The sequence below is a fragment of the Nocardia salmonicida NBRC 13393 genome, assembly GCF_001613085.1.
Lineage (GTDB): Bacteria > Actinomycetota > Actinomycetes > Mycobacteriales > Mycobacteriaceae > Nocardia > Nocardia salmonicida.
The window spans coordinates 1-17,410 of the sequence record NZ_BDBR01000049.1 but is presented as its reverse complement, the minus strand read 5'-3'; the positions used below and the strand labels follow the sequence as shown (position 1 = coordinate 17,410).

Here is a 17,410-nt window from a genome sequence, read left to right as displayed (position 1 = left end):
CGGAAACATCCTGTGCGGCTTCGTCGAGGAGGGCACGCTCGGCGTCGGTTGCCAGCTGGCCGATACGCGTGTGATCCCACCCGAACTCCCTGAATTACGGCGACACCATCATCGTCCGCGGCGCCGCCTGCACCTCCACCGAACAGGGCGTCCGCTGCGATGTCGGCGGTCACGGCTTCTTCATCTCGGCCGACCGGCAATACCTGTTCTGATCTAGGCGAACAGGCAGCGGCGATCTCTGTTATCCACAGAGATCGCCGCTGGTCTTTGCCCTACTGTGCGGTCGACTTGAACCGGCGCAGACGCAGGCTGTTGCTCACCACGAAGACCGAGCTGAACGCCATGGCGGCGCCGGCCAGCATCGGGTTGAGCAGGCCGGCCATGGCCAGCGGGATAGCGGCCACGTTGTAGGCGAAGGCCCAGAACAGGTTGCCCTTGATCGTGGCGAGGGTGCGCCGCGACAGGCGGATCGCGTCGGCGGCGGCGCGGAGGTCGCCGCGGACGAGGGTGAGGTCGCTGGCCTCGATGGCGACATCGGCGCCGGTGCCCATCGACAGGCCGAGGTCGGCCTGGGCCAGGGCGGCCGCGTCGTTGACGCCGTCACCGACCATGGCGACGACCTTGCCTTCAGCCTGCAGCCGCTTGACGGTGTTCACCTTGTCCTGCGGCAGTACCTCGGCGATGACCTCGTCGATGCCGACTTCGTCGCCGATGGTGCGGGCCGCGCGGGCATTGTCGCCGGTGAGCAGGATCGGCGTCAGACCGAGCTCGCGGAACTGGGCGATGGCCTGCGCCGAGGTCGGTTTCACCGCGTCGGCGACAACGAGCACGCCGCGCGCCTTGCCGTCCCAGCCGATGGCCACCGCGGTCTTGCCCGCCGATTCCGCTTGCGCCAGCGCGGTTTCCAGCTTCTCGTCGAGCGGCTGCGACCAGTCGGCCAGCAGTCGCGCCCGGCCGACGATCACCGCGTGCCCGTCGACCACGCCCTGCACGCCGAGCCCTTCGGCATTGGCGAAGCCCTCCACCGGCAGCAACGTGCCGAACTCTTCCCGCGCACCCTTGGCGATCGCCTGGGCGATCGGGTGCTCCGACGAATCCTCCAGCGCACCAGCGAGTTCGAGTACCTTGCTGCCCAGTTCGCCGTCGGCGGGGATCACGTCGAGCAGGGTCATCTTGCCGGTGGTGACGGTGCCGGTCTTGTCCAGCACGATGGTGTCGACCTTGCGGGTCGATTCCAGCACCTCGGGTCCCTTGATCAGGATGCCGAGCTGCGCGCCGCGTCCGGTGCCCACCATCAGCGCGGTCGGCGTGGCCAGGCCGAGGGCGCAGGGGCAGGCGATGATCAGTACCGCCACGCCCGCGGTGAAGGCGGCGGCGATGGAACCGCCGGTGCCGAGCCAGAATCCGAGGGTGGCGACGGCGAGCGCGATGACGATCGGAACGAAGATGCCGGAGATCTTGTCGGCCAGCCGCTGTGCCTGCGCCTTGCCGGTCTGCGCGTCCTCGACGAGCTGTGCCATCTGGGCGAGCTGGGTGTCGGCGCCGATCCTGGTGGCGCGCACTACGAGTCGGCCGCCGACGTTCACGGTGGCGCCGGTGACGCCATCGTCGACGCCGACCTCCACCGGCACCGACTCACCGGTCAGCATGGACGCGTCGACCGCCGACGTGCCCTCGGTGATCACACCGTCGGTGGCGATCTTCTCGCCCGGACGCACGATGAACTCGTCGCCGACGGCCAGCTGCTCCACCGGAATTCGCGTCTCGACTCCGCCGCGAAGAACCGCGACGTCCTTCGCTCCGAGCTCTAGCAAGGCCCGCAGCGCCGCGCCCGCCCGTCGCTTCGACCGCGCCTCGAAATACCGCCCGGCCAGGATGAACGTGGTCACGCCCGCCGCTGCTTCGAGGTAGATACTGCCGGTGCCGTCCATCCGCGCGATGGTGAGTTCGAACGGGTGCTTCATCCCCGGCGTGCCCGCCGTGCCCCAGAACAGCGCGTACAGCGACCAGCCGAACGCGGCGAGTGTGCCCATCGACACCAGCGTGTCCATGGTGGCGGTGCCGTGCTTCAGGTTGGTCCACGCGGCCTTGTGGAAGGGGAGCGCGCCCCAGATCACGACCGGCGCGGCCAGCGTCAGCGACAGCCACTGCCAGTTGGTGAACTGCAACGCCGGGATCATCGCCATCGCGATCACCGGGACGGTGAGCAGCGCCGACACGATCAGCCGGGTGCGCAGGGAGGCCGTCGGGTCCGCTTCGGCAACGGGCGTCGCGTCGGTCTCGGGCTTCTTCGGCGCGGGGAGCGCCGCGGTGTAGCCGGCCTGCTCGACGGTGGCGATCAGCTCCTCGGGGGAAACGTCACCGGTGAAGTCGACGCGCGCCTTCTCGGTCGCGTAGTTGACCGTGGCGGTGACCCCGTCGAGCTTGTTGAGCTTCTTCTCGATCCGGTTCGCGCAGGAAGCGCAGGTCATGCCACCGATCACCAGTTCTACCTGGCCGGTGCCCGGTGGGTGCGTCACGGTGGTCATGGGGTGCTCCTTCGTTCCTGATAGCAATTCTCGCTGAGAGGTCGCGGGTGAAACAGGTGGGGTCAGTGGCCGTGGCCGGGTGTGGCGTGGTCGGCGGGTGCGCTGGTCGGGGCGGGGTTGCTCGCACCGGCGGCGTTCGGCGTGGCGACCCGCACCGTGAACTCGGCGGTGCGCACCACGCCCTGGTGCTGGAAGTCGAGGAACAGGCGGTAATCGCCCGCGCTCGGCGCGTTCACCACGAAGTCGATGCCCGGCCCGGCGGGGGTGACTCCGTCGCCGGGTGCGCCTTCGGGGTGAACGTGCAGGTAGGCGAGGTCGGCGGCCCGGAGCGCCACCAGGTGGCCGTAGGCGCCGAGATAGGGCTGGAGGTCGGTGACCGGGGTGCCGTTGCGGCTGACCGAGAGCGTCACCTCCGACGCCGTACCCGGCGTGACCGCACCGTTCAGCGCGACCGTGTACTCGCCGACCTGCGCGGTGGCGGCCGGGGCGGGGAGTGCCTGCACGTCGTAATTGCCTGCCACGCGCAGATCGGCGCCGAGCGTCAGGTTCGACCCGCCCTCTGGGGTGAAATCGGCGTAGACCCGGTAGTCACCGCCCCGACTGAGGTTCAGCGGAACAGTCCAGGTCCCGGCCGGATCGAGGACGGGGTGTACGTGCTGGAAGCCCGCCATGTCGCGCCGGACCACGATCAGGTGCAGGTCCTTGTCGTGGCTGTTCACGTACTTCGTGACCGGTACGCCGTTCGCGTCGAGGATGCGAAAACTTGTCGGCGACTGCGGTGCGGTGGTGGTGTCGGGCTTGTCCAAGGCGAGCGTGTAGCCCTGATCGGTGGCGAGCAGTCCGCCCGGCAGATCGGCAGACGGCGCCGCCGCGGTCGCGTGCTCGCCGTGCCCGGCCGGTTCGGAAGGTTCCGGACCGACCAGGGCGCCGACGGCCAGAGCGATCCCGAAGACCGCCGCGAGGCCGAGGGCGAATCCGGCGAACTTGCCTGTTGCGTTCATCGGGATGCTCCGTATCCGTTCAGTCTGCGAGTCGGTTGACTTTTACCATACCCCCCTAGGGTATTTTGTCAAACGGTCGCGTCGGCCTTGTCCGCGGCCGGGGTCCGCATGGTCGCCGCGGTGACGCCCGCGCCTGCCAGGGCGAGCACGCCCGCCCCGAGGAAGGCCGCGGAATAGCCGTCGGTCAGCGCCGACGTGTCGCCGAGCTCGCTCGCGCCGAACGCCGCGGCCACCGCCGTCATGGCGGCCAGGCCGAGCGCCGAACCCACCTGGTAGCTGACGTTGACGATGCCCGAGGCCAGTCCGCCTTCCTCGGGACGCGCCGCCGAGATGGCGGTGCCGAGCGAGGGAATGAAGGCCAGCGACATACCCCCCGCGGCTATCAGCGAGGCGGGCAGCACGTCGACCCAGAAATTGCCGGTCGGCCGCACCAGCGACATCACCGCGAGGCCGAGGCCGAGCACGATCAGGCCGGTGACGATCATCGGCTTCGCGCCGAAACGCTGCATCGCCTTCGGCGCGAGAACCACCATGCCGAGCATGATCAGCGTGGTCATCGGCAGCAGTGCCGCACCCGACGGGAACGCGCTGTAACCGAGTACCTGCTGTAGGTACAGGTTGAGGAAGAACCACATCGGTACCCACGCGGCGGCCAGCGCGAACTGGGCGAAGTTGGCGGCGGCCAGGTTCGGTGCGCGGAAGATGCTCAGCCGCATGAGCGGTTCACCGCGCCGGGACTGGATCACGACGAAGCCGGCCAGCAGCGCGGCGGCCAGCGCCAGCACGCCCCATGTCTCACCCGAAGCCCAACCGACCTCCGGTGCTTGCACGATCGCATATACGGCGGCAGCCAAACCGGCTGTCACAGTGACGGATCCAGCGATATCGAGAGATCCCTTACGCGCCGGGGCAGCGGGCATCAGCAGCGGCACAGCGATCAGCGCGATCACCGCGATCGGAATATTGATGTAGAAAACCCAAGGCCAGCTGATGTATTCGGTGATCACGCCACCGAGAAACACCCCCGCGGTACCACCGGCGGGCGCGGCCGCGCCATACACCGCGAGGGCCTTGGTGAGCTCCTGCGGCGAGCCGCCGAACAGCATCATCAGCAGCGTGAGCGCCGACGGTGCGATCAGCGCCGCGCCACCGCCTTGAATCGCCCGACCCGCCAACTCGACGCCGACATTGCCCGCGGCACCGGCGACGACGGAGCCGACGCCGAGCACCACCCAGCCCGCGGCGAACACCCGGCGAGCGCCGAGCAGGTCGGAGAGCCTGCCGCCGAGCAGCAGTAGACCGCCGAACGCGACCACGTAGGCGTTGAACACCCAGGTCAGATTGCCCGGCGTGAACCCGAGTTCGGCCTGCATCTTGGGCAGTGCGATCCCGATGATCGAGGTGTCCATGATGACCATGAACTGCGCGGCGGCGATCACCGCCAGCGCCCACCACTTCCGGGTGGATTGCGATTGCGTAGTCACGACTTTCGTCCTTTCGAGCGGAATGCTTCTCGTGCTCGGTACCATACCCCCCTAGGGTATTAACCTGTCAAGCAAAAACCCGGCTCGCGTAGTGATGCGAGCCGGGTCTGAGTGCTGTCCCGAGGTGGTGCCTCGGACCTAGTCGGCGTGGAGGTTGCGCGCCGTGGGGGAGGTCGGTGTCGTGGCCGGGTCGGGGGCCGTGCCGAGGAGGCGGTCGGCGGTGCCGGAGGTGGTCACGGTGAACCAGTAGTGCTCGTTCTTGTAGTGGTGGTGGCGGTGGTTGCGCCATATTGCACGGTACAGAGCATGTTTCGGCTTGTAGTCGGTGTGGATCAGGTAGTGCGTCCACTCGTAGAGCAGGCCGAGGGTGGTGATGGTGAGCAGGAAGGTGAGGCCGAGGCCGGTGCGGGGGAAGGCGAGGAGGGCGATCGCGACCAAGGCGACGATCGTGATCAGCAGCGACTTCGGCGGGATGAAGATCAGCGGGATGTCGCGCGGGTCGACGTGGTGCTCGCGGTGTTTGCGGGCCAGTTCGCTGTCGATGGTCAGCGGGCCGAGATGTCTTGGGCGCCAGTGCAACACGGTGACATGGATGACCCATTCGATCACCGGGAACGCGGCCAGGATCAGCACGGGGACAAGAGCGTCGGTGAGCTGCCAGTCGCCGATGGCGACGCGGGTGGTCACCGCGACCACGAAGACCGCGGCGATCATCCAGGGTGACGGATGCCGGAGGAATTCGCGGGCAGCCTCGCTCAGGGGCATGCTGCGCCGGATCGCACGCGGCGAGCCGCGGTCGGGAGTTCGGCGGCGTTCGGTCGCACGGGTTTCGTCGGCGATGTCGTGCGACGTCGTTGTCGGACGGTGCTCGGTCATATCATTCCTCGGGTAATTCACGCCACGTCGAGGGCATGGATCAGGGCGGTGGTCGCCGGCTCGAGCAGTGCTCGGGCGGAATCGGCGGCCCGTTCCGGCTCGCCCGCGGCGATCGCGGCGGCCAGGTCTCGATAGGCGTCGGCATTGCCCACCTCGGCGGACATGATCGGCGCCAGCGCGGCCAAGGCGGGTTCGTAGGCGGCGCGCAGCATGGAATACATCAGCCGGAAGGCGATCGAATCGGCCAGATCGAGGATGTGGTCCCAGAATTCGAGGGCGATCAGCTGCTGGGTGAGGGGATCGGATTCGGCGACAAGGGAATCGACGGATTCGCGCAGCACCGCCAATTCGCCCCCGACCCGCGGATCGGTCGCACCTCGCGATCGAACCCGCGCGGCGGCGAGCTCGGCGATCTTCGGCCCGTTGTGCAGCCGCGCCTCGAGAATGCTGCGCGCGACCGCGGGATCGATGGAATTCCCGCGAAGCAGCAGTCGCGGCAGCACCTCCAGCCCAGCGCTGCGCCGATAGTCGAGCACAGTCGTCGCCTCGCCTTGCCGAACGGCAACCAGCCCGGCCGCGGCCAGCCGCTGCAACGCCTCCCGCACCGCGGGCCGCGAAACCCCCAACGCCTCGGCCAACTGCCGCTCGCTCGGCAATGTGCTCCCCGCCGCCAACTCCCCACCCAGCACTTCGGCGGCGATCTGCTCGAACACATCACCGGAAACCGAGCGCTTCACCACGGGAGTCCATGCCATACCCCGATAATGCGCCTTCGATGGTAAGAGGTCAAGTGGTCAGACCAGTTGCAGCCACTGAGGTGAGTATCGGCCGAGTAGAACCCCCAGGTCAGCTGGGGTCGGAGCCTCGGATGGCGGAGAGCCAGGTGAAGGCAGCGGCGGCGATCGTGGTGGTGGCGACGAAAGCGCCGAGCCCGCCGCTCATGACGTAGACCCAGAGCAGGCCGACCAGGGGAGCGCCGATCGCGGGCTGGAGATCGAGGATCAAACGGCGGGCGACCCCGAAAGCGGGTGGATCGGTGGGGCGAGTGGGGTTGTCGACGAGCTTGCCCGTCGGCTCGGTGGTGCGAACGCGGCCCGACGGGTAGAAGCGAGTGTTCCCCTGGCGGATGGATCGGCCGAGCAGTTCTAGTTCGGTCGGAGTGAGCACCGACAATGCCGGCTCATAGAAGACCGGCTGCCACACCAGACGATCACCACTGCCGATCTCCAGCCACGACCGGCTGACCAGTCGATATTGCTGCCGAACCCGTTTACCACGCACCGTTCCCATCGCAACCGACCCCGTGGGAAACACACCGAAGGCAAGCCCCAATTGATAAGCGGTGTAGGCGAGTACGGCGAGAGCGACCACGGCGAGCGCACTCAGCTGATCGATATCCGCGAACGGCACCCACGCGGCGATGACCGCGAGGGTGCCGCTCGTGACGAGCAGCGGATAGGTGAGTGCGCGCGCCGGGCCGGAACTCACTTCAGGAAGCCGACCTTGGTGTAATCGGCCGAAGCGAGGCCGAACGCGCCGAAGTTCGCCAGATTCTCGCGGGTCGCCACGGCTCCGGCGGACTGCACGAGCGGCAGCGAGAACCCTTCTTCGAAGATCATTCGATCGGCCTTGTTGGCCAATTCGATCGCCTTCTGTGGATCGAGTTCCGCGATGGTCTCCTTGATGAGCGCGTTGAGCTCAGGGGAACCGATGCTGCCGTAATTGCTCAGCTTGTTCGCCGGATCGTAGTAGTAGATCTGGGGGAGCGCACCGAGTGGGAAAATGCTCTTCATCCACGCGAATTGGGCGATATCGAAGTTGCCGGGATCGATGATGTCAGTGAAAAAGGCTGTACCCGGATAGGTTTCGATGAGCAGCTTCACCCCGATCTCCGCCAGGTTCTGCTGTGTGATCGTGGCGACCTGGACCTGTACATCGTTCTGGGCCATCACATCGCGGATCACCAGCTGACGGCCGTCCTTTTCGCGGACGTCACCGTTGAGCTTCCAGCCCAGTTCGTCGAGCATGCGGGCGGCCGCGGCCGGGTCGAAGGACACCGACTCGGCGTTGTCCTGGAAACCGGTCTGGCCGACCAGGTACAGGTGGTTGTTCAGCGGCTTCGGGTCGGTGACCAGACCGTTCTGAATGGCGGTGGCGATCGCCTGCCGATTGATGCCCTTGGAGATCGCGATGCGCAGTTTCGGATCCGCGAGCAGGGCACCGGGTGCGCCGTTGAAGGTCGTGTGCATGAACCGATTGGCCGGGGCTCGGCGAACCTGGATGCCGGGTGTATTCGTCGCGGTCTTGATCTCGTCGATGGTGCTCAACGGATCGACGGCGTCGAGTTCGTTGTTCTGCAGCGCGCTGAGTTGGGCGGCGCTGTCGAGGATGCTGTAGGTGACATTGGTGAGTTTGGGAGTGTCACCCCACCATTTCGGGTTGCGGCTGAGCACGATCCGCTGCTGGGCGCGGTCGATGGAGGTGATCATGAACGGACCCGCCGACAGCGGCATATCGTTGCGATAGAAGTCGTCGAAGGCTTGCGGTGTGGCAGTGGCCTGCTGGGGAAGCAGGGGGTTGAACAGCCCCTTCCACTCCGCGTAGTGCTCGGCGAAGGTCACGATCGCCTGCCTGTCGTCGACGCCGCGCTCGACCTTCTCGACGCTGCTGTATGCCTGGGTCGCCGACACCTTGAAAGCCGGGTCACGACCGCTCAGTGCGCCGACTTGGGAACGCAGGTCGTTCCAGGTGATCGGGGAGCCGTCGGACCACACTGCTTTCGGGTTGATCGTGTATTCGATCGTTTGCGGGTTGGTGTCGATGAGCTCGACGGAGGTGAAGTAGTTGGTATCGGTGGTGAGATTTCCGGCGGCGTCGGCGGTGATAGTTCCCGGAGTGGTCCAGCCGGTCACCTCGCTCACATAGCCATCTGAATCGACATGGCTGCTGTTGAACGTCGCCGGGAAGCCGGGAATGGCCAGCCGAAGATTGCCGCCGTCCTGCACGGCATCGCGTTCCTGCGGATTGATGTCATTGACCGAGCCGATTGTGCTCGAACCCGATTGCACGTCCGTACCGGACCCACAACCGCCGAGTACCAACGTCAAGGCGAAAACAGGTACGGCGATGCGGAGACCGGCCCGGCGTAAACGCCTGGCATGAGTAGCAGTGGTCATTTCGTGAATCCGATCTTCGTGTAGTCGTAGGTTGCCAATCCAGGGGAGCCGATGTTGGCGAGGGTGGTGCGGGCGCCGAAGCTGCCGTCGGACTGCATCAGGGGCAGGGAGTGGCCTTCTTCGAATACCTTGCGGTCGACCTGGTTCGCGAGGTCGATGGACTTCTGTGGGTCCAGTTCGGTGAGGGTTTGTTCGATGAGAGCGTTGAGTTCGGGGGAGCCGATGCGGCCGTAGTTGGCTTGAAGGTCGGTGGGGTCGTAGTAGTAGATCTGGCGGATGCTGCTCAGCGGGAAGGGGTCGCCCTCGTAGACGTACTGGGCGGCGTCGAAGTCGCCGGGCTGGATGACATCGGTGAACAGACCGGCGGCGGGCTTGGTGTCGATGTTCAGCTGCACGCCGATGGCGGCCAGGTTCTGCTGGATGATCTGGGCGATCTGGACCCAGGTGGGGTCGTTGTACATGACGTCGCGGATGACCAGTTTGCGGCCGTCCTTCTCGCGTACCTCGCCGTTGAGTTTCCAGCCGAGGTCGTCGAGTTGCTTTGCCGCGGCGGCGGGGTCGAAGCCGAGACTGTTGTCCTGGTACCCCTTTTGGCCCTGGAGGAAGACATGGTTGTTCAACGGCTTCGGGTTCTCGACCAGCCCGTTCTGCATCGCGTTGACGATCCCCTGACGGTCGATGGCCTTCGAGATGGCCACGCGGACGCCTTCTTCGGCCAGGATCGAGCCGGGTGCGCCGTTGAACGTGATGTGGCGCCAGCGATTACCGGGAGCACGACGTACCACCAGTCCCTCGGTGCCACGCACCGTCTTCACATCGTCGAGGGTGGTCAGGCGAATGAGGTCGAGTTCGTTGTTCTGCAACGCCTGGACCCACGATGTGGCGTCGAGCACGCTGTAGGTGATGGTGTCGAGCACGGGCTTGTCGCCCCACCACTTCGGGTTGCGACCCAGGGTGATTCGACCCTGAGCGCGGTCGGTGGCGCTGACGACGAACGGCCCGGCGGTGAGCGTGATCGCATCGGTGAGGCTGGTGTTGAAGGCCTCCGGCGTGCCGGTCACCGACTTCGGGTAGAGGGCGGAGTTGCCGGAGAACTGACCGCGCCAGTCGGCGTAGGGCTTGCTGAAGGTGAGGACGGCCTGTTGGTCGTCGACACCTCGCTCCACCTTGTCGACGAATTCGAAACCGTTGGTGATCGCGATCAGATAGCTCTTGTCCCGGCCGCTCAGCGCGTGCGCTTGCGAGGCGAGGTCTTCCCAGGTGATCGGCGAACCGTCCGACCAGACGGCTTTCGGATTGATCGAATACGTCACCTGCATCGGATCGGAGCCGGTCAGCTGGATATCGGTGAAGAAGTCGGTGTCGATGCTGAGCTGGCCCGCCGCGTCGATCTCGTAGGACCGCGGCAGCATCGCGCGCACGATGTAGCCGATCTCGCCGTTGTTGCCGTCATTGGAGAGGATGTTCCAGTTGGCGGGGTAGCCGGTGGTGGCCAGGCGCAGGTTGCCGCCCTCGCGGAGTTGGTCGCGTGGGGTGGGGTTCACGTCGCTGGTGGTGCCGATCGCATCGCTGAGACCGGTGGCCGATTCATCGGCGCCGCCACACCCCGCCACGATCATCCCGGCCGCCACTACCACTGCGGCACAGCGCAATCGGGCTCCACGTGCGTGCATGCGTCGGGTTCTCATGGCACCTCCTGCTCGGGTCCTACCCGCTGACGACGGGTTCCGGTACGGCCGCGATGAGCGAGCGCGTGTATTCGTGCTGAGGATCGGCGAAAATCTGCTCGGCCGGGCCGGATTCGACGATCTTGCCCTGCAACATCACCGCGATGTCGTGGGCGAGATTGCGCACCACCGAGAGGTCGTGGGAGACGAACAGGTAGGACAGGCCGTGCTCGGCCTGCAGGTCGCGCAGCAGGTTGAGCACGCCCGCCTGGATCGAGACGTCCAGAGACGAGACGGGTTCGTCGAGTATCAGCAACTGGGTGTCCAGGGCCAGCGCGCGGGCGATGCTGACGCGCTGTTTCTGGCCGCCGGAGAAGTCCGATGGGTAGCGATCGGCGTGTTCGGGACGTAATCCCACCTGCCGCAACAACTCCGGCACCCGGCGATTGACCTCTTCGCGCGACCGGCCATCGATGCGCAGCGGTTCGGCGAGGACGTCGAAGATCGGCAGGCGGGGGTCGAGGGAGGAGCTGGGGTCCTGGAAGACGATCTGCATCTTGCGGCGGATCTCGCGGGTGCGCGCCTTGGTGAGGGTGGCGACGTCGTTGCCGAGCACCTCGATGCTGCCCGACTGCGGTCGCGCGAGGTCCATGATCTGCGACAGGGTCGTCGACTTGCCCGAACCGGATTCGCCGACCAGCGCGAGGGTGCGGCCCGCGCGGACCGAGAAGCTGATGCCGTCCACCGCGCGGACCTCGCCGGTGCGGCGGCGCAGCAGCACGCCGGAGGTGAGGGGGAAGGTCTTCACCAGGTCGGTGACGCGCAGGACCACCTCGTCGTCGGTGCGGTCGGGGTGGGCCGGGGTCGGGATCTCCTCGCGGTAGGCCTCGAAGAGCTGGTGGCTGCCGACCTCGGCCGTGCGGATGCAGGCCACCGAGTGGCCGGGGCTCACCTTCTCCAGCGGGGGCTCGGCGGCGACGCAGTCGCTGATCGCGACCGGGCAGCGCGGCGCGAACGAGCAGCCGGGCGGCAGGGCGTGCATGGCGGGCGGAGCGCCGAGGATGGGGATCAGCGGGGTGCGCGGCGGGCCGTCCATGCGCGGGATGGAGCCGAGCAGGCCGACGGTGTACGGCATGCGCGGCGCCGCGAAAAGCTCTGCGACCGGCGCGGTTTCGACGACCTTGCCCGCGTACATCACCGCGACCCGGTCGGCGACGGTGGCCGCGATGCCCATGTCGTGGGTGATCATGATGACGCCCGCGCCGGTGATATCGCGCGCCTCGCGCAGCAGGGTGAGGATCTGCGCCTGCACCGTCACGTCGAGCGCGGTGGTCGGTTCGTCGCAGATGATCAGGGCGGGATCGTTGGCGATGGCCATGGCGATCACCACGCGCTGGCGCATGCCGCCGGAGAACTCGTGCGGGAACGCCCTGGAACGAGCCCTCGCGTCGGTGATGCCGACGAGTTCGAGCAGCTCGACCGCCCGCTCGCCCGCTTCCTTGCGGCTCATCTTCCCGTGCGCGAGCAGGGCTTCCGCGATCTGATCACCGACGCGATACACCGGGGTCAGCGCGGAGAGCGGATCTTGGAAGACCATGCTGATCGAGGAACCGCGCAGCTTCGACATCTGCTTGTCGCCGAGGCCGAGTAGTTCGCGGCCGCGCAGGCGCACCGATCCCTGCACCCGTGCCTGGTCGGGCAGCAGGCCGATCACCGCGAGCGAGGACACCGACTTGCCCGAACCGGACTCGCCGACGATGGCGAGTACCTCGCCGTCGGCGACGGTGTAGTTCACCCCGCGCACGGCCTCGACGCGGCCTTCTTCGCCGGGGAACGAGACCCTCAGATCGGTGACCTCGAGCAGGGGTGCGGTCGACGCGGTCATCGCTTCTCGGCTTTCTGCAACTCCACCTGCGCCTCGGTCTTGTACTCGGCGACCTCCTTGCGAGCCTTGCGCGCGCCACGGGCGCCGGGGTCGAAGGCGTCACGAAGACCGTCGCCGACCAGGTTGGCGCTCAACACGATCGTGATCAGCAGGCCACCGGCGAACAGGAACAACCACGGGTAGGTGAGCGCCGATTTGGTGCCGGACGCGATCAGCGAACCCAACGACACATCCGGCGGCTGCACACCGAAACCGAGGAAGCTCAAACCGGTTTCGGCGCTGATCGCCGCGCCGACCGCGAGGGTGGTGTCGATGATCAGGATCGAGGCGATGTTCGGGATGATGTGACTGAGAATCACGGTGCGGGTCGGTGCGCCCATATACCGTGCGGCACGGACGAATTCGCGATCACGCAGGCTCATTGTGAGGCCGCGGATGATGCGCGCGGCGATCATCCAGCCGAACACGCTCAGCAGCACGATCAGGATCGCGATCGAGCCCGAACCCTTGGTGCGTGGCGCGAACAGCGCGATGATGATGAAACTGGGGACCACCAGCAACAGATCGACGAACCACATGATCGCGCGGTCGGGCCAGCCGCCGAGCAGTCCGGCCACCGCGCCCGCCGTCGCGGCGATGACGCTGGAGCAGATCGCCACGCAGAAACCGATGATCAGGGACTTCTGCAGTCCTCGCATGGTCTGGGCGAGCACATCCTGACCGATCTGGGTGGTGCCGAACGGGTGCTCGAGGCTCGGCGGCTTCAGCAGCGCCTTGTAGTCCATCTGCTGGTAGTCCCACGGCAGCAGCGGCGGCAGCACGAAACTGGCCACGAACATCAGCACCAGGATCACCGCACCGACCACGGCGGGCTTGTTGCGCAGGAAGCGTCGCCACACCAGTTTGCGGCGACCGGCCGCGGCGATCTCGGGCGCGCCGACGGCGATGAGTTCGGTTTCGGTCATGAGACACGCACCCTCGGATCGAGCAGGGCAAGGACGACATCGGAGAGCAACCCCGACACCAGCACCACCAGGCCGGCGAACGCTGTCACCGTCACCACCACATAGAGGTCCTGGGAGTTGATCGAATCGATCAGCCATTCGCCGACACCGTGCCAGCCGAAGATCTTCTCGACGAAGGTGGCGCCGGTGATCAGGGCGCCGAGACTGTAGGCGAACAGCGTCGCCATCGGGATCAGCGCGGTGCGCAGGCCGTGTTTATAGAGCGCGTGATTGCGGGTCAGGCCCTTGGCTCTCGCTGTTCGGATGAAATCGCTGCCGAGCACATCGAGCATGGCGTTGCGCTGGTAACGGCTGTAGCCGGCCATGGCGCCGAGCGCCAGCGCCAAGGTGGGCAGCACCAAATGCTGTGCGCGGTCGACCATTTGGTTCCAGAACCCGTTGACCTGCGTGGCAGACGTTTCGCCGGTGTAGAGGAAGATCTGCGTCCCGGTCATCGTATTCACCTGCAGTGCGCCGTATTTCAACAGCGTCGCCAGCAAGAAGATCGGTGTCGAGATGATCAGCAGCGACAGCACGGTCGAGAAATAGTCGCTGAACTTGTACTGCCGGATCGCCCCCGCCGCACCGATCAGCACGCCGAGCACGGTGCCGATGACCGAACCGAGAATCAGCAGCCGCAGACTCACCGCCACCCGTCTGCCCAGTTCCTCGCTCACCGGCTGCCCGGCCAGGGTGGTCCCGAAATCGCCGTGCACGACGCCGCCCAGCCAGGTGAGATAGCGCTGTGGGATCGGCTCGTCGAGATGCAACTGGTCGGCTTTCGCGTCGATCACCGACTGCGGCGGGCGCGGGTTGCGCTGCTCGAGGCTCTCGAGCGGGTTGAATGTGAGTGAGGCGAGGCTGAAAGTCAGAAATGATGCCAGCAGAAGGAGCACAACGTAGTTGAGTGTGCGCCGCACCAAGAAGCCGGTCATCAGTCCCCTCTGGATCGGGTAATCAGGCCCTGATCATAGGGACAGTCCGTCGTCCTCGCGTGGCGACGTGCGGCAGGATAGACGGGATGACGAACCTGCACCCGAAACCGCAGCTGGTGGCCAGCGACGTCGACGGCACATTGATCGACGACTCCGACAAGGTTTCGGCGCGCACCAAGGCCGCCGTCGGAGCGCTCGTCGCCGACGGCGCCACCTTCGTGCTCGCCACCGGCCGCCCGCCCCGCTGGATCGACCCGGTCGTCAGCGAACTCGGGTACGCACCGCTCGCGATCTGCGGAAACGGCGCGGTCATCTACGACAGCGCGACCGATCGGGTGCTGTCCAGTCACACCCTCGACGTCGACACGTTGAGCTGGCTGGCCGAAGTCGCCGAACACGCGCTGCCCGGTTGTGGGCTGGCGACCGAACGGGTCGGGGCCAGCGCCCACGACGCCGTGACCCAGCAGTTCGTCAGCTCGCCGACCTACGAACACGCCTGGCTCAATCCCGACGACACCGTCGTCTCGCACGCCGAGGTCATCGACTCCCCCGCGATCAAGATGCTCATCCGGCTCAGCTCGGCCCGCAGTTCCGAGATGCGCGCCGCCCTCGCCCCGCTCATCGGCGACCGCGCCGAGATCACCTATTCCACCGAGAGCGGGCTGATCGAGTTGGCGGTGCCGAAGGTGACGAAGGCGTCCGGACTGGCCGAGGTGGCCCGACGGATCGGCGTCGAGAATTCGTCGATCGTGGCGTTCGGCGACATGCCCAACGATGTGCCGATGCTGGCGATGGCCGGGCACGGCGTCGCGATGGGCAACGCGCACCCGGAGGCTCGGGCGGCGGCGGACGAGGTGACCGGCAGCAATATCGACGACGGTGTGGCGATGGTGCTCGAGCGCTGGTGGCGATAGCTCCGACGACACAGTAAAACGGCCGGTGCCCCTCGCTCGGAGGGTGCACCGGCCGTTCTTCGCCGTGACCGGGTTCAGCCGGTCGGGGCGGGCTCGGGGGCAGGCGGGTCAGCCGGGGCTTGTTCGACAGGTGCCGGTTCGACCGGGGGAGCCTGCTGTTCGGCGGGTACCGATGGAGCTTCGGTCGGGGCAGGCACGGCAAGTTCGAGCGTGGGGTGGGTCGCCGCCTGCCCTGGCTTCGGCTGTCCGTTCATTTCCTGCTTGTAGGTCTCGTCGTAGGTCTTCCAGAACGTGGTGACGATGCCCGTGAGCTCGTTGAGCACCAGCGAACCGTGCTGGAAATCGGTGCGGAGACCGTTCGGGACCAGGTAGGAGCTGGCGGTCGGCAGACCGAGCACGCCCGAGTCCGCGCCGAGGCTCAGATAGCGGTCGAGAATCGCGCCGACCACCTCGAACACCTCACCGCCCTCGTCCGCGAAGACGAAACCGTTGGCGAACTTCGCGTACTGACGGCCCTGCGCGCCCGCGATCAGGTCCGACTGCGGCGCGCCGAGCGGCCCGTCGACCCCGCCCTTGGCCACCCAGTGCTTGGCGATCGCGTTGTCGCCGGACAGGCCGAGGAACTTGTCGACCATCGCGCCCAGCTCGGCCATGTTCCCCTGCGGGGCACGGGCCTGCTGACTCGGCGGACGATTCGCCGTCGGGGGGGAGGTATAGGTGCCGGAATTGCCCGCCGCGATCCCGCGGATGCGATCCATCAGCGCGTAGGCGGCGTCGCCGGGGCAGTCGGTGTTGCCGACATCGCGGTGGGCGAACACCACCGGCAGGTCGACCGCTTCGTCGTACGCGTACGGGGTGAACTCGGTGCCCTCGGAGTACATCGTGGTCGTGCCCTTGGGGTTGATCCCGGCGAGCTTGGCCCGCCAGCCGATGAACTTGCCGATCGCATTGAGCGACTCGTTGCTCGGGTCCTCGTTCTCGTAGTTGCCCATCAGCGCCACACCGGCGGTGTTCTCGTTGAAACCACCCGCGTGCGCGCCCTGCACCGCGCGGTCGAGGCCACCGTAGCGGCCTTCGAAGATCTGGCCGTACTGGTCGACCAGGGCGTTGTAGCCGATGTCGCACCAGCCGAGCGTTTCGGCGTGATAGGCGTAGATCGCGCGGACGATCCCCGCCGATTCGGAGCGGCTGTAGTCGTTGCGACCGGCCGTGTGGTGCACGGTGATGCCGCCGACGCCGTCGTCGTAGGTGGGTTCCTGGCAGCGGATCGACTCGTCGGCACCCCATTGCGCGCGGGTGATGACCCTCGGCCCGCCACCGGGCAGCGCCGCGGCGACGTCGTTGAGCGCGGCATCGATCGCGGCCCGGCCCGGATTGATCAGGACGGCCTTGAGCGCGGCCTCGGTGAGGTGGGCCGGGTCGTGGTCGGGGCCCGCGGCGGGCTTGCGGGTGACCAGCATCTGCACCGCGGTGGTCTCGCCGACGTAGATCGGTTCGGTGCCGGTCGGTGCGTCGGCGGGGGTCTGATCGGTTGCCCTGGTGTCGACCGGATCGGCGTTGTACCAGGGGCCCCAGTTGCCGTCCAGCTGGCGAGCCCGGAGCTTGGTTGTGGTGTTGACCAGGTCGCGGGCGGTGACGGCGACCATGCTGAACGGCGTGTCCTGGGTGATCTCCTTGACCTGCGCGCCCACCTGGTCGATGACGTCGGAGCCGACCGCGCCGGGGGAGAGGGCGGGGGTGTCGGGGGTGGTGCCGGGTTCGAGATTCTCCGGGTCAGCGATGAACGCGGCTCCGGTGGAGCGGCTTTGGGCTACCGGCGCGCCGGCGGGCGGTGCGGCGGGCGCCGGTGTGGCCGATGTCGGTGCCGGTGGGGCGGGAGCCGCGGGTGCGGCTGGAGGCTCGGGGGCCGGGGCGGGTGCGGCCGGAGCCGCCGGCGCGCC

At 67.1% G+C, this 17,410-nt stretch carries 14 protein-coding genes; 2 read left to right on the top strand and 12 right to left on the bottom strand.

Annotation, left to right across the window (positions count from 1 at the left end; genetic code table 11):
• Positions 1-89 precede the first annotated feature (89 nt).
• On the top strand, positions 90-212 hold the full coding sequence (locus NS1_RS42295; RefSeq protein ID WP_307620348.1) for a DUF6636 domain-containing protein: 123 nt from the start codon (positions 90-92) through the stop codon (positions 210-212).
• A 60-nt stretch (positions 213-272) separates the two neighbouring features.
• Here the strand turns inward: NS1_RS42295 and NS1_RS33320 are convergent, their stop codons facing one another.
• From NS1_RS33320 to NS1_RS33270, 11 genes are all read right to left on the bottom strand, one after another.
• Positions 273-2,528, bottom strand: coding sequence for a heavy metal translocating P-type ATPase (locus NS1_RS33320; RefSeq protein WP_062990964.1), 2,256 nt, complete (start codon positions 2,526-2,528; stop codon positions 273-275).
• Positions 2,529-2,590: 62 nt separating this feature from the next.
• Positions 2,591-3,529 carry a DUF8832 domain-containing protein gene (locus tag NS1_RS33315; protein WP_062990962.1) on the bottom strand — a complete coding sequence of 313 codons (939 nt, stop codon included), beginning with the start codon at positions 3,527-3,529 and terminating at the stop codon, positions 2,591-2,593.
• Between the two features lie 68 nt (positions 3,530-3,597).
• Positions 3,598-5,013 carry an MFS transporter gene (locus NS1_RS33310; RefSeq protein WP_062990961.1) on the bottom strand — a complete coding sequence of 472 codons (1,416 nt, stop codon included), beginning with the start codon at positions 5,011-5,013 and terminating at the stop codon, positions 3,598-3,600.
• 138 nt (positions 5,014-5,151) lie between these two features.
• Complete coding sequence (locus tag NS1_RS33305) at positions 5,152-5,778, bottom strand: sterol desaturase family protein (protein WP_056822786.1); 627 nt, start codon at positions 5,776-5,778, stop codon at positions 5,152-5,154.
• A gap of 128 nt (positions 5,779-5,906) precedes the next feature.
• On the bottom strand, positions 5,907-6,644 hold the full coding sequence (locus NS1_RS33300; protein WP_062990960.1) for a FadR/GntR family transcriptional regulator: 738 nt from the start codon (positions 6,642-6,644) through the stop codon (positions 5,907-5,909).
• Between the two features lie 91 nt (positions 6,645-6,735).
• Positions 6,736-7,377 (bottom strand): hypothetical protein, encoded by a 642-nt coding sequence (locus tag NS1_RS33295; protein ID WP_062990958.1) that lies wholly within the window; start codon positions 7,375-7,377, stop codon positions 6,736-6,738.
• Positions 7,374-9,065: an ABC transporter family substrate-binding protein gene (locus NS1_RS33290; protein ID WP_062990957.1), complete on the bottom strand. Its 1,692-nt coding sequence runs from the start codon at positions 9,063-9,065 to the stop codon at positions 7,374-7,376. The genes NS1_RS33295 and NS1_RS33290 overlap by 4 nt, the downstream gene beginning before the upstream one ends.
• Entirely contained in the window at positions 9,062-10,738 is a 1,677-nt protein-coding gene (locus tag NS1_RS33285; protein ID WP_062990956.1) for an ABC transporter family substrate-binding protein, read from the bottom strand. The genes NS1_RS33290 and NS1_RS33285 overlap by 4 nt, the downstream gene beginning before the upstream one ends.
• 34 nt (positions 10,739-10,772) lie before the next feature.
• Positions 10,773-12,617, bottom strand: a complete 1,845-nt coding sequence (locus NS1_RS33280) for an ABC transporter ATP-binding protein (RefSeq protein WP_062990955.1) — start codon at positions 12,615-12,617, stop codon at positions 10,773-10,775.
• The gene (locus NS1_RS33275) at positions 12,614-13,582 is read right to left on the bottom strand and encodes an ABC transporter permease subunit (protein ID WP_062990954.1); all 969 of its coding nucleotides are present in this window, start codon (positions 13,580-13,582) and stop codon (positions 12,614-12,616) included. Before NS1_RS33275 ends, NS1_RS33280 begins: the two co-directional genes overlap by 4 nt.
• Complete coding sequence (locus tag NS1_RS33270; protein ID WP_056822359.1) at positions 13,579-14,556, bottom strand: ABC transporter permease; 978 nt, start codon at positions 14,554-14,556, stop codon at positions 13,579-13,581. Before NS1_RS33270 ends, NS1_RS33275 begins: the two co-directional genes overlap by 4 nt.
• A gap of 86 nt (positions 14,557-14,642) precedes the next feature.
• Between NS1_RS33270 and NS1_RS33265 the strand changes: the two genes are divergently transcribed.
• Positions 14,643-15,470 (top strand): Cof-type HAD-IIB family hydrolase, encoded by an 828-nt coding sequence (locus NS1_RS33265; protein ID WP_056822356.1) that lies wholly within the window; start codon positions 14,643-14,645, stop codon positions 15,468-15,470.
• Between the two features lie 74 nt (positions 15,471-15,544).
• Here NS1_RS33265 and NS1_RS33260 read toward each other — a convergent pair.
• The coding region (locus tag NS1_RS33260; protein WP_062990953.1) for an N-acetylmuramoyl-L-alanine amidase at positions 15,545-17,410 on the bottom strand (1,866 nt) is incomplete at its 5' end.

Excerpts from the sequence above, each read along its gene's own strand:
- NS1_RS33285 (WP_062990956.1), bottom strand. The coding sequence starts at position 10,738 with ATGCACGCACGTGGAGCCCGATTGCGCTGTGCCGCAGTGGTAGTGGCG.
- NS1_RS33265 (WP_056822356.1), top strand. The coding sequence starts at position 14,643 with ATGACGAACCTGCACCCGAAACCGCAGCTGGTGGCCAGCGACGTCGAC.
- NS1_RS33275 (WP_062990954.1), bottom strand. The coding sequence starts at position 13,582 with ATGACCGAAACCGAACTCATCGCCGTCGGCGCGCCCGAGATCGCCGCG.
- NS1_RS33320 (WP_062990964.1), bottom strand. The coding sequence starts at position 2,528 with ATGACCACCGTGACGCACCCACCGGGCACCGGCCAGGTAGAACTGGTG.
- NS1_RS33290 (WP_062990957.1), bottom strand. The coding sequence starts at position 9,065 with ATGACCACTGCTACTCATGCCAGGCGTTTACGCCGGGCCGGTCTCCGC.
- NS1_RS33305 (WP_056822786.1), bottom strand. The coding sequence starts at position 5,778 with ATGCCCCTGAGCGAGGCTGCCCGCGAATTCCTCCGGCATCCGTCACCC.
- NS1_RS33315 (WP_062990962.1), bottom strand. The coding sequence starts at position 3,529 with ATGAACGCAACAGGCAAGTTCGCCGGATTCGCCCTCGGCCTCGCGGCG.
- NS1_RS33280 (WP_062990955.1), bottom strand. The coding sequence starts at position 12,617 with ATGACCGCGTCGACCGCACCCCTGCTCGAGGTCACCGATCTGAGGGTC.
- NS1_RS33300 (WP_062990960.1), bottom strand. The coding sequence starts at position 6,644 with ATGGCATGGACTCCCGTGGTGAAGCGCTCGGTTTCCGGTGATGTGTTC.
- NS1_RS33270 (WP_056822359.1), bottom strand. The coding sequence starts at position 14,556 with ATGACCGGCTTCTTGGTGCGGCGCACACTCAACTACGTTGTGCTCCTT.